The sequence below is a fragment of the Peribacillus sp. 05N428 genome, from assembly GCF_056397085.1.
Genome location: NZ_JBFTMS010000001.1, coordinates 71,729 through 86,023, shown reverse-complemented (window position 1 = coordinate 86,023; position 14,295 = coordinate 71,729). Strand labels below are relative to the sequence as shown.

The following is a 14,295-nucleotide window of genomic DNA, read 5'->3' as shown; positions in this document are numbered from 1 at the left end:
TTTTCTATTGGAATCATATTCTAGCTGATTAGTGAATTGAAGAATTTTGTCTGAGGAATTCCATAGAAGTAACCTTAAATTAAACCAATGGTGTAGAGCCAAAGCTATAACTTTTCAGAATTAGGGGAACCAGAAGCAATATTTAATTCATTCTCCAAATACTTCGCTTTTTTTCGCCGAATGAAAAAGAATGAACAAATAACGATCAAGCTAAATAGCATGGTAAAGATGAACTGCGGACGCTGCGAATCGATAAAAGCCATTAATATTAACACGGAAATCATGGAAATGATGGTTGCATAAGTCAAATACGGGAATAACCACATCTTGATCTTGAATATTCCGGGATTCTCTTTCTCCATTCTCTTCCTTAATCGGAGATGGGAAACCGCAATGGCCAGATAAACAAGAATTCCGACTCCGCCCGAGGAATTCACTAAAAAGAAAAAGATTTTATCTGGTGAAACATAACTGAAAATGGTGCTGATGAAGGCGAATATAGTAGAGCCGACTACAGCAAATATAGGGACACCGTTCTTGCTCACTTTAGAAAATAGCTTTGGGGCGTCACCCTTTTGTGCAAGTGAAAATAACATGCGTGAACTCGTATATAATCCCGAATTCAAACAAGATAGCAATGCAATGAGAATCACTATATTCATGATCAGGGCAGCAGAAGGGATTCCCAGCATTTCAAGTACGGCAACAAATGGACTTTTCAGCAAAGAAGCCGAATTCCAAGGTAATAGCGTCACCAGTATGGCGATGGACCCGATATAGAAAATCAGGATTCGCCAAACCACACTATTCAATGCACTTCTAACTGATTTAACCGGATCACTGGTTTCACCCGCGGCAATCGCTGGTATCTCCACTCCAACAAATGCATGAAAAACGATTGCAACACCAACAAGCACAGAACTTAGCCCATTTGGAATAAACCCGCCAAAGTTTAAAAGATTGGAAGTGCCAGGTGGTTTTATCGTAGGGATAAACCCTAATATCACGGCCACCCCCAGGCACAAGAATAGTATGATACTGATTATTTTAATGATTGAAAACCAGTATTCGAACTCACCAAACGATTTTACGGAAAAAATATTCGTCATTTTCAATAGGATGATCAATGATAGACTAATGACCCAGACGGGAACGGAAGGAAGCCAGCTGTGAATGATTGCTGCTCCAGCCGTTGCTTCCAAAGCAATTACGATAACCCAAAAGAACCAATATAACCAACCTGTTGTAAAACCGGCCCATTCACCTATCCCCTCTCTTGCATAAACCGCAAAAGATCCAGTATTAGGATTCACTGTGGCCATTTCCCCAAGCATCCTCATGACTAACACAACGATCAAGCCTGCCAAAACATATGATAATATCGCCCCGGGGCCCGTTTGACCAATAATGATACCGCTTCCTACGAATAAACCAGCTCCTATGACACCACTCAAAGATATCATCGTTAAATGTCTTTGTTTCAGACCTGGTTTCAGTTCTTCCTGTTGATGTTTCATACCCTCCACCAACTTTCAATAATTTGGGGAATCAACTAAGATAATCGCTACTTAAATGTAAAGCAGGCTTTTCAGCTGCCTGTCCTTTACACTTTCACAAAGATAGTGGGAACTGGAAACATGGCATTTTCAAACAACACAGGGTATGACGCTATGAACTTAAGATTCTATATCACTAATCCTCCTTCCTTAAGGCTATTTTGAAAAACGAAGCGGATCTAACATCACTACGTCATGATGTTAGTACCACTTTCTATGTGTATAATACACTCTGATTTTTTTAAAGTCAATTTAAAAATCAGAATATTTAGATAACAAAATGAAAATTTTCAAATAAAAAACGATGTCCATTAAGTCTCCAATTTTAGTTATTTTACTTCATTTACCTTTGGTGTTTCATCCAACACACTTTCCGTAGCTGACGTTACTGCCTTTTGCTTCCTATCCAGCATTTTCTTTAAAAGATATGAAAAAAGCAATGTAAAAGCAATTCCCTTAACAATCGATGCATAACCATAAACCAGAAGGCCCAATATCAGTACGATAAGATTAATAATCCTTATTGTCGCAGCAATATCTATTTTTTCATTTTTGTGATGTAAAATTAAGGCGATCACGTCAAAGCCAACAGTGGAGGCATTTGCAGTTATACATAAATAATATCCTATCGCTATCAAAATCGACGAAATGAAGATCACTAAAACGATATTCATATTAAACTGAATGTTCAATGAATAAAAAAAATTAAAAAATACCATATAGCTAAGGGAACTTACGATCGACTTAAAAAAGTACTCTTTCCCTAGAAAAACTAAACAAATGATTAACAGTAATCCTGTAACCAAATTGGCGAGCATGGCAATGTTATAACCCAATAACGCATTCAATAATAATGCCGAGCTAGTTACCCCGCCATTGATGATTTCATTGGGGACGATTAAATAAGCATAAGCAAAGGTCATGGAAATGTTTCCTGCGATAATTTTCAATAAATCCTTCATACATTCTCACCATCCTGTTCGATATTTTGATAATGCTCTTCCCCCCCCTAAATATATATTTATACTTGAACGATAATAAGATTCGAACCTTTCACCTTTCGATATTTTGGAATGCTAATACGAAGAATCCATTATTCTGTTCAAGTGATTACAATTATTCGCTAACCAGAATCCTCTCTCCTTCAAAATAAAAAAATAAAACATCCCCTTAAAACTTGAAGATGTTCATGTCTACTACATAATCATTTAGACATTGCAGAGTTTCTGTACATGTAACTTGTGATTACCTTGAAACCCCAAAACCTTTGATTTAAATGATTAAAATTCCTCAGGGTTGGACAAGTAGAAGGCTTTTACATAGTAAAACTACGTCCCCTTACATAATCACATTGGTTAGAAGGCAAATATGCAAAAGCATACCCCCTATCATTCCCAAAAAGTATTATCCCACAATAAAAAGCTGAGGGGACCCCCCTCAACTTTTTATTGTTCCATTAATTATTTCCCAAGAAATGTTACTTTCAATAGGCTGTGATTATCCTTTTCATGTCACGGATAATGCTGACTCATCTTTCATAAGCCTTTTGCGATAAACCATATTGGACAGCTGTACACTCACCTCATAAAGCACAAGCAAAGGGACGATAACCAAAATGTCCGAAATTATATCTGGAGGCGTAATCAGGATCGAGATGATGACCAGGACGAAATAAGAAATCTTGCGAGACTTTTTCAACACTGTTGGATTGATGATGCCTAATCTGGTCAGGAACATGACCACAAGCGGCATCTCGAATAAAATTCCGAAAGGTAAGATCAAATTAATCATGAAGCGAAAATACTTTTCCGCAGTGAACATCATCTCGAACTGCCCGGCCGATAGGGAAGTTAGGAAACCCAGCACTATTGGAAACAACACAAAATATCCAAATGAGATACCTGTGATGAATAGAATGAACAGTCCGGGTATGAAGCGAAATGTAACCCTTCTCTCTTCCGGTTTCAAAGCTGGAGCCACAAAGCGCCATAACTGATAGGCTGCTAACGGAATCGTTGCAGCAATTGCGCAAACCCCAGCGATAATCATATATACCCATAGGATCTCACTCGGGCCGAGTACGGCAAGCTTTCCTTCCAAATCTTTAATAAGTAAATTATAAATATCCTGTACGAATATGAAGCTCATTATGAAAAAAGCCACAAAACCTATCAGTGTTTTAATGATTCTGCTTCGGAGTTCCTCCATATGCTCAATAACGTGTAAATCCTTACTCTCCACTTTCACTCCCCCTTTTTAGACATATTATTTGCCATTTTGCAAATAGCGCTTCCCCTCTAACCATTATCATGAAAAGAAGCAGGCGAGTCTTTCCGCCCGCTCTATCTCATTTACTTCATCCCTCTTTTTTAACAGCTCTTAATGCAGCTTTATTCTCATTTTCTTCTTCTTTTTCTGTATCATTCACCAATCCTTTGGTTGCACTTTTGAATTCGGACAATGTCCGGCCAAATGCACGGCCTATTTCCGGCAGTTTGGACGGTCCAAAAATAATCAGTGCAATCACAAGGACAATCACCAAACCGGGTATTCCTATATTTGAAAGCATTCTTACTCACTCCTTTGATCTTCTCATTTTTCTTCACTATATTCCTGTCAAGCATCATAAGGATTCCCTATCAATTAGTCACTTTCCCCTGACTTTTCATTCTTTGTTTTTCATGTGCGCGATTATGGGCACGTGTTCGATCTTCCTCAACTTCGTTCGTTTTTTGTACACCTTCCATAACCGCTGCTGAAGCAACCTTTCGCAGCCCTGTTTGATCCTTATCAAAAACAAAAGATGCTCTTGTCGATATATCCGCACCTGGTTCTGTCACGAATGGGACTACACGGTAATCCGCCTTCCATTGTTCTGGTGTTACTTTGCACCGTACATATCCCCTGTAATCATTAAAGAACTTTATATGCGGATTCTGACTTAGTATTTTATCCGTGTCCGCACGCTTATCCGCACCATTTCCACCAGATGTGATCGAAGTGCCGACAAACTCCACTCCGAAAATCTTTGAATTTGGATCATCGAAATCCACCTTTAAATTGGCGGCCCAGCTTGCATGTACATCACCGGTCAATACGACCAGATTTTCCAGGTGGTTGCTTTTGATTACATCAATTAAGCGATCGCGTGCAGCCGGGTAACCATCCCAGGAATCCATGCTGAATTTTGGGGCGGTTGGTGTTCCATAATTTCGTTGTGCAAAGAAAATCTGCTGAGGCAGAACATTCCACTTCGTTTTTGAATTTGATAGATTGTCAGTTAGCCACTGTTCCTGCTCTGGACCTAGTAATGTCCGTTTCGGATCAAGTGACTCAGGCGTTTGCGGTGAACTTCCATCACCGTTTGCCTGATCATCCCGGTATTGACGTGAATCCAATACAAAGAAAGAGGCCAGGTCGCCATATGTGAAATTTCGGTATAACCTCATATCCGCTCCCTTAGGCAATGATGATTTACGAAGGGGCATATGCTCATAGTAAGCCTGATAAGCGGCGGCCCTTCTCTTGATGAAAGCTTCTACCGATTGTCCTTTTTCCGGTATGACATTTGCATAATTGTTTTCAACTTCATGATCATCCCAAGTCACCACCCATGGGAAAGCTGCGTGTGCCGCTTTTAAATGGGTATCAGAGCGATATTGTGCGTATCTATTCCGATAATCTTCAAGTGTAATGATCTCTGGTCCACTATGTACACGGACATTACCTGTAGAAGAAACATATTCATTTGGTCCATATTCATATATATAATCGCCAAGGTGGAAGACAATATCCAGATCTTCCTTTGCCAAATGTTTATAGGCCGTATAATAACCATGCTCAAATTGCTGACATGAAACAAACGCGAATGACAAGCTCGAAACACTTGAACCTATTGGCGGAAGTGTTTTCGTTTTCCCAGTCTGACTTACTTCCCCGCCGCTTTTAAAACGGTAAAAATAGACTTTATCAGGTTTTAACCCGCTTACTTCCACATGTATGGAGTGGCCAAGTTCCGGCCTGGCTATTTCCTTGCCTTGCTGGACAATCTTTCTGAAATTCTCATCCTTTGCCACTTCCCATTTAACCGAAATGGCTTCTTTTGGCATTCCCCCTCCATTCAACGGATCCGGTGCCAACCTTGTCCATAAAACGACACTGTCCGAGAGCGGATCTCCTGAAGCAACACCGAGAGTAAATGGATAATCACTGAATTTCGGGGCAGCATTCACTTCAATACCGCCCATTGATTGGGCAAGAGCAAGACCTAATGAAAGTCCGGCAAGCTTACTCGCTCCCTGGATAAAATTTCGGCGGTCCATATTCTTACCTAATTCGCTCCAATTCTTAATTAAATCATCCATTGCTCTTTCATTATTCATTGATCTTTCCCTCCTATTATTTGAATCTGGTTCAAGTATAGAAGGCCATTTTTAAAGGTGTATGAAGATGTGTAAATCAATAAATCAATAAATTAGGAATTTTTAGGCAGGTCTTATGATACCCATTGAATACAAAAAGAGTTTTGATTCACTCATACATTTACATAGACCTACAAACTTTTACATATAACGACAGTCTTTCAGCCTAGTTCTCTTAACGAATCATTTATTTAATCGTTACAAATAACTTCCATGGGCTATTTTTACAATAAACCTTTAAAACTATAAAAGCCTAAAGAAGACAGCGAAATAATGGAATAAAAGAAAGATCGCCATTACTTGGTTGGATCCCACCGCAGTAAGGAAACCTTGATTCAAAGGAAGGTTTAGAACTCATCATAGTCATCTGTAATCGGACAATAATGCTTCAGCAATATTTTTATAAGTGAATACTCACTTTTTGTTTAAAAACATCCTAATTTATGTAATAATAGTTTCATAACAAAAAAAGAAAGCACTTGAGGATTCTGCATTGGAGAGTATGGAAGCATTATTTGAAAAAATTGAGATATTGAGGAAAGAACTAATAACCACCGGATTGATTTATGGATTTACTGCCCCAAAAACATTACATAAAAGCCAGAAACTAGATGAACTGTTGAATTTACTTACATATGAAAAAGAACCAAATGATTTAGAATATGTCTAAAAAGCGGAATAAAGCCTGATTGATTTTTCTACTAATACTTCATGGAATCATCACTATGTAGTTCATGCTTCTCTTACCTCTTATATTTTTCTTGGACTCGTGGTCTAATTTTTATGTATTATCCGTTAAATCATTAGGATAATTTTTAACATCGTCACTCTTCCTAATTAAAAAGCATCCAAAATGAATGGATGCCTCAGACTGTAGACAAACTCGAGAATTTGTCTACAATTTTTTTTGCTTGTACAAATTTGGAAGTTGATTGGAACGTAGGGCACTCTCTTTCCGTGGGCGGTCCGCCCTCGGCGCACTTGCGCCTGTGGGGTTTCCCTTGGACTCGTTATTCCCGCAGGAGTCTCTCACACCCGCTCCAATCAACTATGTTTAAAAATTTGTATAATACTCCTTTTGCCTACAGTCTTTTTTGTTTTAAAATAGATTTATTAAAACTTGAGATGATGAGTTTGCTTTCTAAAAATGATTCATTCAGCGAGATCAACTGGAATGATTTCTTTAGACCCACTGGTGCCAGCGAACCATTGAGTTCGTAAAATGGAGACTGCCATTGATTTCTCTTTCATTTATGATTTAGTGAAAGATATGTATTCAGAGAAAGGAAGTATTAATCCAGTTAGGTTTTGAGGGGATTTTTATTGAACAGTATTGGACTGCTACAAAAAAAAATAGAGACAATGAGGAAAGAAATAATAAATACGGCATTTAAACATTGGATCACTTCACCAAAAACTTTACATATAAGCCAGGAACTAGAAAAACTGTTGGAAAACTGGCTGTTTTTCGTCGGGAAATTCCCCAATTTCATAAGTCTAGCGTTTTCTAAGCATTCATTTTCCTATATCTTACGGTCATATCAACGATTGTCAATAATAAAACAAACCACAACATTGGATTATTCAAAGAGATTCCTACAGTAGATTTTCCGCCCATTACCGTTAATACACCTATTAGCACTAACATAAAAAAAATAAATACTGCTTCTCCAATTAATGAATTTTCACAATTTTTTTCAGTCTTTCGATTAATGACAATATAGACAACCGCTAATGGGACCATTCCAATTGTCAGTGCAGTTTTAGGAATGTCTTTGAGAACGAGATGAGGGAAATAATCAAAAATCATAAGAAAAGAAAATAATAAAAAGATACCTATTCTCAATAATATTTTCAAATTCATCTTATTCCCCATTTCCTCGATTTATTATTTCCCAAACCAGTAATTGCATTGGAAATATTGAACTGATTTAGGTGATGTGTAATTACTTTTGCCATAATGAACCACTGTCGCATGATAATTTCTTTTCTTTTCTACAATGCTATATGAACTTGATACCCAAGAACCAACGTAAGTTGGACTAATTTTGGACCAGCTATTTAACTTTACAAAAAGCCAATTAGCGAATACACTATCTGTCAATTTTTCAGGAATCCTTTTCATCATATATGCAAAAATTAGATTTTTGGCTTCATTTACACCGGTATTTTTGTAGGTTCTATAAATAGGAGCTATTTCAGTTTTTGTTGATCCACCTGAAATAGGTCCATATGCAGTTATACCACTAGAGTTAAGTGTATTAATACTCATAACTTCATTATATAGATTTTCAATCTCTTGCTCCGGTAAAATTGTATTACTTATTATTTCTAGTTCATTAAAAGAATAGGCATGTTCGTTTACTTCTTGTGTCGATGTCTCGTTGCTAACCTCTATACTTGCAAAGGAAGGAGCTACAAAACTAAATAAAATAATCAACGATAATGAAAAGGCATATATATATTTCATAATATTCTATTCCCCTTCTAGTAGATTTTTTCTTAACATTTTTCCTACATTTAAGAAATAAATTCTCTCATAGAAGATGCTGTTTATGGAGTGATCTAAGTAGAGACTGAAGGACAAAGGTTTAAGGCTGAAGGCTGAGGCGGGAACAGTTCCGATTTCTGTATCTGTTTATAAAATCCTCTCCTTTCCATGATTAGGTATTATCTACCACTTTATATTAACACGAGTGTGAAAATATAACTATATTTATTATATTTTTATAAAAATATATAAAAAACAGGGGTCTGAAGAATCATTATTCAAATTATCATTACCTCTTTTATAAGCTGTGGGATTTTACGAGTTCATTCAAACTTGGAATATGTCTCGGTCAAGATTTTTTTCGAAAGAAGTAGTTTTTTATGTTCGGACAATTCTTTTACTGGTTCACATAGACGTCGTAAAAGATACTATTTATTATGACTTCTAATAATTTTTAAATGTCTCATTTCCTCATCATTTAAATACTTTCATAATATTTGTTAAGCAATATCAAAATATTAATATTTTACGATATCGCAATAACGCTTATTGCTTTTAAAAAGCTCAAGACAATTATGCCTCATGTAAAATGATTGATTCGTTCATTCAATAAGAAAAAGAGCCGTTGTAACAGCTCCTTGTCCCCTCTTTCCCCCTTTTGGAACGAATGATAGAGGTATATTTCGCCTACTCATTTTTGACTCTTTGCAAGCGTTTGACCTTATATTGTTCAAAATCCCAATTCGACAAAAATTCTTTTGCAGAAGTATAGCCTGATTTATAGAGAAAGTTGATTTCTTCCTCATTCAGTTCAAAATCCGTTGCATTGATGCCGCCAACAGGAATTTGAATCGTGCGTTCAATCGTTTCTTCGTTCATATGTCGTAAATCATGGGCTTGGAGCATCGTTTTAAATATATTTTTGAAAAGGTGGATGGGCGTTGGGATAACCCCGCCTATGTTAACTTCATCTTTCACAAAATGGAATCCGAATGTTGGAAAACGAGGATTGTCGGTATCAAATATCCATATCGGGAAGTTACTAAGTAAACCACCATCTAAAATGTAGGATTTTTTCCGGTCTTTTGATTTCCAAATAACCGGACGGAAGAAAAATGGTAAGGAGGCACTCATCATAACAGCAGTTGAAACTTTTAAATCAGCAGGAGACATACCATAGCGGTCCAAATCATCTGGCAAAATAAGCATCTTTCCATTCGAAACATCAGAAGCAATGATCTTCAACTTTCCATCTGGAAGATCCGCGAATGTCTTTATCCCTTTTTCTGAAAGAAGTGAATCTACCCATGTCTCCAAATAATCGTTTTTGTAAATCCCAAGATGAACCATAAGTTCCAAAAAGAAGCCCAAAATGGGAATTCGATTCAGAATTGTCCTGCCTCGAAACTTTGAGTAATTGATTTCACTAAACCGTTCTCTAATTTCATGGCTTTTATAGCCACTAGCCAAAAGTGCAGCTATTACTGCTCCTGCTGATGTCCCAGCAAGTCTTTCCCATTCGACATTTTCCTCTTCCATTGCTTGAATTGCTCCAATAAAAGCAATTCCCCTGACCCCCCCACCTTCAAAAACGGCATCTGCTTTCATTTTTTTCCACCTCTCGATAAGAGTTATTATCATATTAACAATATTTGAAAATAATGTGAATTTTCACACTCTTTAACCCTTTGATGGCAATCTAACGTAATAACAATAGTAGGATAGCTTCTATTATCATGGTATGTAGAAAACGAAGCATTTGCATGGACAAATTATCAGATTAGGAAGCAGCCTTTGATAAAGGAATTCTTTAAATGATGTCGAAAAGGAAATGTAACAATTGAAGGGAGTGAAAAAATGGAAAATAACCGTGCCAAGAAAATGTATGATTACCATGTTTGGGCTAATCAGCAAGTGTTCCAAAAACTAAAACAATTACCGGACGGAGTTTATGGAGACACGATAAAAAGTGTCTTTCCATCCATCAAGGAAGTCCTTGTTCACCTTTACGCAACAGATATTACCTGGTTGGAGATAATGAAAGGAAGCACAGTTCAAGAAACTTTTAAAAAAGTTGAACAGCGGCGGAAAGAAGTGGAAGGAATCTCATTAAATGAACTGGAATCCTCATATGATGAACTTGCAAAGGATTATGACAATTTTCTTAATTCGCAGCCTGATCTTGAACGGACCATTGTAACCGAACATCCGAAAATGGGAGCTTGTGAGTTTGTACTTGCCGACCTCATCCATCATGTAGTGAATCATGGGACCTATCATCGCGGTAATGTATCAGCGATGCTCCATCAACAAGGTGAGAATGGGGCACCAACAGATTATGTATTTTACTGTTTAAAATAAGCGGTTTGACAACCTTTAGGAGTTGCAGTAACATTGCCGCTCATTCCAGATGAAAGCCGATGGTCCTCTTGTGAAGGAATCATCGGCTTTATTTGGATGATTAAAATTCATACGCCCGTAGTCAGTACAACTTTCTTCTATATATGTTACATGACCTTTAAAGCTTTATCCGTTGAAGGCGAAGTGCATTCAATACGACTGACACAGAACTGAAGGCCATGGCAGCACCCGCTAACCACGGGGCAAGCAGTCCGATTGCCGCAATTGGTATTCCGATTACATTATAGGCAAATGCCCAGAATAGGTTTTGTTTGATGTTTTTCATCGTCTTCCTGCTCATGAGGATGGCATCTGCAATACTGTTCAAATCACCCCGGATCAAAGTGATATCGGCAGCTTCCATGGCTATGTCCGTCCCGGTTCCTATTGCCATTCCTATATCGGCTAGTGCCAGCGCGGGCGCATCATTTATCCCATCGCCGACCATTGCCACTGTTTTACCGGCGGCCTGCAGTTTTTTCACTTCTTCCGCTTTCCCTTCAGGTAGGACTTCTGCGATTACATGGTCAATGCCAACTTGATGGCCGATGGCATTTGCTGTTCTTTGATTATCCCCGGTTATCATGATGACCTGGATATCCATTGCTTTTAACCTTTTAATCGCCGCTAGTGAGCTCTCTTTTATCGTATCCGCAACAGCAATGAGTCCTGCATATTCCCCTTCAATGCTAGCGAGCATTGCAGTCTTCCCTTGCTCTTCAAATTCTCCCATCGCTGTTAGCGCCTTAGTAATATCCACGTTATTTTGCTTCATCAATTTACGGGTTCCGATGAATATCACTTTTTGATCCGCCACAGCTCTAATCCCGTATCCAGGCATCGCTTCAAATTCCTCAACAGCTGCAAGTGAAATCTGTCTTGCTTGAATTCCTTGAACGATTGATTGAGCAAGAGGGTGTTCAGATTGTTTTTCAGCTGCACCGATTAATGATAAAAACTGTTCTTCCTCCATACCATTCTCAATGAGGACATCTGTCAACACAGGGGTACCATTCGTTACCGTTCCCGTTTTATCCAAGATGACCGTATCAATATGGTGGGTGGTTTCCAGATGTTCCCCGCCTTTAAATAAGATCCCGAATTCGGCAGCCCTTCCAGACCCTGCCATGATAGAGGTGGGAGTGGCCAGGCCTAAAGCACATGGGCAGGCTATGACTAGCACTGCAATCATCGCTTCAAAAGCAGGTGTGAATTCTCCAGGGTTAACCCAAATCATCCAAACCAGAAAAGTTAAAAGGGCGATTCCGACAACAATGGGAACGAAAACACCGGAAATTTGGTCAGCAAGCCGTTGAATCGGCGCTTTCGAACCTTGAGCATCTTCGACGACTTTAATGATTTGGGAAAGAGCTGTATCCCTTCCTATTTTAGTCGCTTTCATTTTGAGAAACCCATTCTTATTCAATGTTGAACCGATCACAGTATCCCCGTTTGTTTTATCGACCGGGATGCTCTCACCCGTTAACATGGATTCATCGACGGCAGAGTTCCCTTCGATTACCTTGCCATCGACAGGGATCTTTTCACCCGGCTTCACCAAAATCGTATCCCCTACGATGACTTCTTCAAGTGGTATTTCCCGTTCTTCCCCATTTCTTAGAACCAATGCCGTTTTGGCCTGAAGCCCCATCAATTTTTTGATGGCCTCGGAAGAACGTCCTTTTGCTTTTGCTTCAAACAGCTTACCCAAAAGTATGAGGGTGATAAGAATCGAACTTGTTTCGAAATAAAGTTGTGCCGTATTGTGATGGGAACCCATCGAGATGATCGCCTGATAAACACTGTAAAAATAGGCAGCGGATGTTCCCATCGCGACTAATACATCCATATTGGCACTTTTATTTCTCAAGGCTTTATAAGCTCCAACATAGAACTGCTTTCCAATCAAAAATTGCACCGGGGTTGCGAATGCCATCTGCACCCAAGGATTCATGAGGAAATCAGGCATATAGATAAACGAAGTAAAACTAAAATGGCTTACCATCGCCCATAACAATGGGAATGATAAAATGACTGAAAAGATGAATGTATTCTTTTGTTTTTGTATTTCTTTTTGCCGGAAATTCACGGATTCCATTTTATCTTCCTTAATGATCGCCCCATAACCCAGCTTCTCCACCCGTTGAATGATGTCAATTGGGGAGGCTTGGGAAGGATCATATTCGACGGTCGCATTTTCAAGCGCTAGATTGACATTAGCCATGCTCACCCCATCCATCTTATTTAACCCTTTTTCTATTCGGTTTGCACAGGCAGCGCAGGTCATGCCAGTAATCGTAAATTCCTTTTTCTCTTTTACTACATCATAGCCAAGATCCTGAATTTTCTTTTCGAGGTCCTGGTTGCTTACTTTTTCCGAATCATATTTAATAACCGATTTCTCAAGAGCCAAATTAACGGTGGCTTCCTCAACGCCTTCCATTTTGTTTAACCCTTTTTCAATTCGGTTTGCACAGGCAGCGCAAGTCATTCCTGAAATCTGTAAACTTGTTTCTTTTATTTGGCTGCTCACTTCATCCCGCCTCCCTATACCGCTATGGGGTATATTTCTTTGTAAAAAAGAAGTGCTTAACAGCACTCTCATAACTTACTCGACATCGTAGCCTTGATCATCGATTGTTTCTTTTATTTTCTCAAGTGATACTTTTTCCTTGTCAAACGCTACATCTACTTTTCCTGCATCCAAATGCACCTTTACGCTTTCAACACCCGAAAGTTTTCCTACATTCCCTTCAACTGCATTCACACAATGACCACAAGACATTCCACTTACATTCAATGTTACATTTTCCATTTTATCCACTGCTCCTTTATTTTTTCATTAATTTTTGTATCGTTACAAGCACTTCATCTATAACCTCTGTATCTCCTTCATTCAGGCGTTCAACCACACAATTCCTTAGATGCCCTTCCAATAAAATCTTGGCCACACTATTCATCGCGCTTTGTGTAGCTGCTATTTGGGTGATCACATCATCACAGTACGTATCTTTTTCAATAAGACCCTTTATACCGCGGATTTGACCTTCAATTCGATTTAACCGGGTCGTTAAGTTCTTTTTTACTGCTTCTGAGTGATGACTCTTTCGGCCGTGGGAAGAGGTCGTACAGCATTCTTCTTCATTAATCGCATCTTGCCCATTCATCATTTCATCCATTGCCCATCCCTCCTCAAAAATTAATATACCATACCCTCCTACCCTATGCAAAGAGAAAGATTTATGTGCATCATTTATTACTATCCGTATTTTAACATTTTCTATTCTTAAGCTAAGAAGCGCACATTTTGTGAGTTGAACAATCCAGATCCTTGCCCGCCAAGAACCTTTTTAAGAATACAATTAGTTAACACAAAACACTGCGATACTAATGTACCCTCAGCCAGACTGAAGACAAACTTAAAGAA

The 14,295-nt window shown here is 38.5% G+C and carries 14 protein-coding genes and 1 pseudogene; 4 read left to right on the top strand and 11 right to left on the bottom strand.

Annotated features, from left to right (window positions below; all coding sequences use genetic code 11):
* Positions 1-104: 104 nt before the first annotated feature.
* The 5 genes from AC1DIV_RS00370 to AC1DIV_RS00350 all read right to left on the bottom strand — a co-directional run bounded on the left by AC1DIV_RS00370 (position 105) and on the right by AC1DIV_RS00350 (position 5,938).
* On the bottom strand, positions 105-1,517 hold the full coding sequence (locus AC1DIV_RS00370; protein ID WP_034312733.1) for an amino acid permease: 1,413 nt from the start codon (positions 1,515-1,517) through the stop codon (positions 105-107).
* Positions 1,518-1,885: 368 nt separating this feature from the next.
* Positions 1,886-2,518 (bottom strand): YitT family protein, encoded by a 633-nt coding sequence (locus tag AC1DIV_RS00365; protein ID WP_318290944.1) that lies wholly within the window; start codon positions 2,516-2,518, stop codon positions 1,886-1,888.
* 544 nt (positions 2,519-3,062) lie between these two features.
* Positions 3,063-3,764 (bottom strand): twin-arginine translocase subunit TatC, encoded by a 702-nt coding sequence (gene tatC / locus AC1DIV_RS00360; RefSeq protein WP_439126777.1) that lies wholly within the window; start codon positions 3,762-3,764, stop codon positions 3,063-3,065.
* 148 nt (positions 3,765-3,912) lie between these two features.
* Positions 3,913-4,125 carry a twin-arginine translocase TatA/TatE family subunit gene (locus AC1DIV_RS00355; protein WP_034312740.1) on the bottom strand — a complete coding sequence of 71 codons (213 nt, stop codon included), beginning with the start codon at positions 4,123-4,125 and terminating at the stop codon, positions 3,913-3,915.
* Between the two features lie 70 nt (positions 4,126-4,195).
* A complete protein-coding gene (locus AC1DIV_RS00350) occupies positions 4,196-5,938 on the bottom strand; it encodes an alkaline phosphatase D family protein (protein ID WP_340876145.1) in 1,743 nt (580 codons plus the stop codon).
* A gap of 541 nt (positions 5,939-6,479) precedes the next feature.
* Here AC1DIV_RS00350 and AC1DIV_RS00345 point away from each other — a divergent pair.
* From AC1DIV_RS00345 to AC1DIV_RS00335, 3 genes and pseudogenes are all read left to right on the top strand, one after another.
* Positions 6,480-6,647 carry an aspartyl-phosphate phosphatase Spo0E family protein gene (locus AC1DIV_RS00345; protein WP_340878506.1) on the top strand — a complete coding sequence of 56 codons (168 nt, stop codon included), beginning with the start codon at positions 6,480-6,482 and terminating at the stop codon, positions 6,645-6,647.
* Positions 6,648-7,124: 477 nt separating this feature from the next.
* A pseudogene (locus AC1DIV_RS00340) lies at positions 7,125-7,280 on the top strand (transposase); the annotation flags it as partial.
* A gap of 5 nt (positions 7,281-7,285) precedes the next feature.
* Positions 7,286-7,582, top strand: coding sequence for a Spo0E family sporulation regulatory protein-aspartic acid phosphatase (locus tag AC1DIV_RS00335; protein ID WP_445670118.1), 297 nt, complete (start codon positions 7,286-7,288; stop codon positions 7,580-7,582).
* Here the strand turns inward: AC1DIV_RS00335 and AC1DIV_RS00330 are convergent.
* The 3 genes from AC1DIV_RS00330 to AC1DIV_RS00320 all read right to left on the bottom strand — a co-directional run bounded on the left by AC1DIV_RS00330 (position 7,485) and on the right by AC1DIV_RS00320 (position 10,076).
* Entirely contained in the window at positions 7,485-7,841 is a 357-nt protein-coding gene (locus AC1DIV_RS00330) for a hypothetical protein (protein ID WP_340876144.1), read from the bottom strand. The two genes, AC1DIV_RS00335 and AC1DIV_RS00330, sit on opposite strands and share 98 nt — an antisense overlap.
* A gap of 24 nt (positions 7,842-7,865) precedes the next feature.
* Positions 7,866-8,447: a hypothetical protein gene (locus tag AC1DIV_RS00325; protein ID WP_340876142.1), complete on the bottom strand. Its 582-nt coding sequence runs from the start codon at positions 8,445-8,447 to the stop codon at positions 7,866-7,868.
* Positions 8,448-9,155: 708 nt separating this feature from the next.
* Entirely contained in the window at positions 9,156-10,076 is a 921-nt protein-coding gene (locus AC1DIV_RS00320; protein WP_340876140.1) for a patatin-like phospholipase family protein, read from the bottom strand.
* Positions 10,077-10,325: 249 nt separating this feature from the next.
* On the opposite strand from AC1DIV_RS00320, the gene AC1DIV_RS00315 reads away from it, so the two are divergent.
* Positions 10,326-10,829: a DinB family protein gene (locus tag AC1DIV_RS00315; RefSeq protein ID WP_340876137.1), complete on the top strand. Its 504-nt coding sequence runs from the start codon at positions 10,326-10,328 to the stop codon at positions 10,827-10,829.
* A gap of 157 nt (positions 10,830-10,986) precedes the next feature.
* Here the strand turns inward: AC1DIV_RS00315 and AC1DIV_RS00310 are convergent, their stop codons facing one another.
* From AC1DIV_RS00310 to AC1DIV_RS00300, 3 genes are all read right to left on the bottom strand, one after another.
* Positions 10,987-13,401 (bottom strand): heavy metal translocating P-type ATPase, encoded by a 2,415-nt coding sequence (locus AC1DIV_RS00310; RefSeq protein WP_340876136.1) that lies wholly within the window; start codon positions 13,399-13,401, stop codon positions 10,987-10,989.
* 75 nt (positions 13,402-13,476) lie between these two features.
* Positions 13,477-13,683, bottom strand: coding sequence for a copper chaperone CopZ (gene copZ, locus AC1DIV_RS00305; protein ID WP_230156554.1), 207 nt, complete (start codon positions 13,681-13,683; stop codon positions 13,477-13,479).
* Between the two features lie 16 nt (positions 13,684-13,699).
* Positions 13,700-14,038: a metal-sensitive transcriptional regulator gene (locus tag AC1DIV_RS00300; protein ID WP_340878505.1), complete on the bottom strand. Its 339-nt coding sequence runs from the start codon at positions 14,036-14,038 to the stop codon at positions 13,700-13,702.
* Positions 14,039-14,295: the final 257 nt, after the last annotated feature.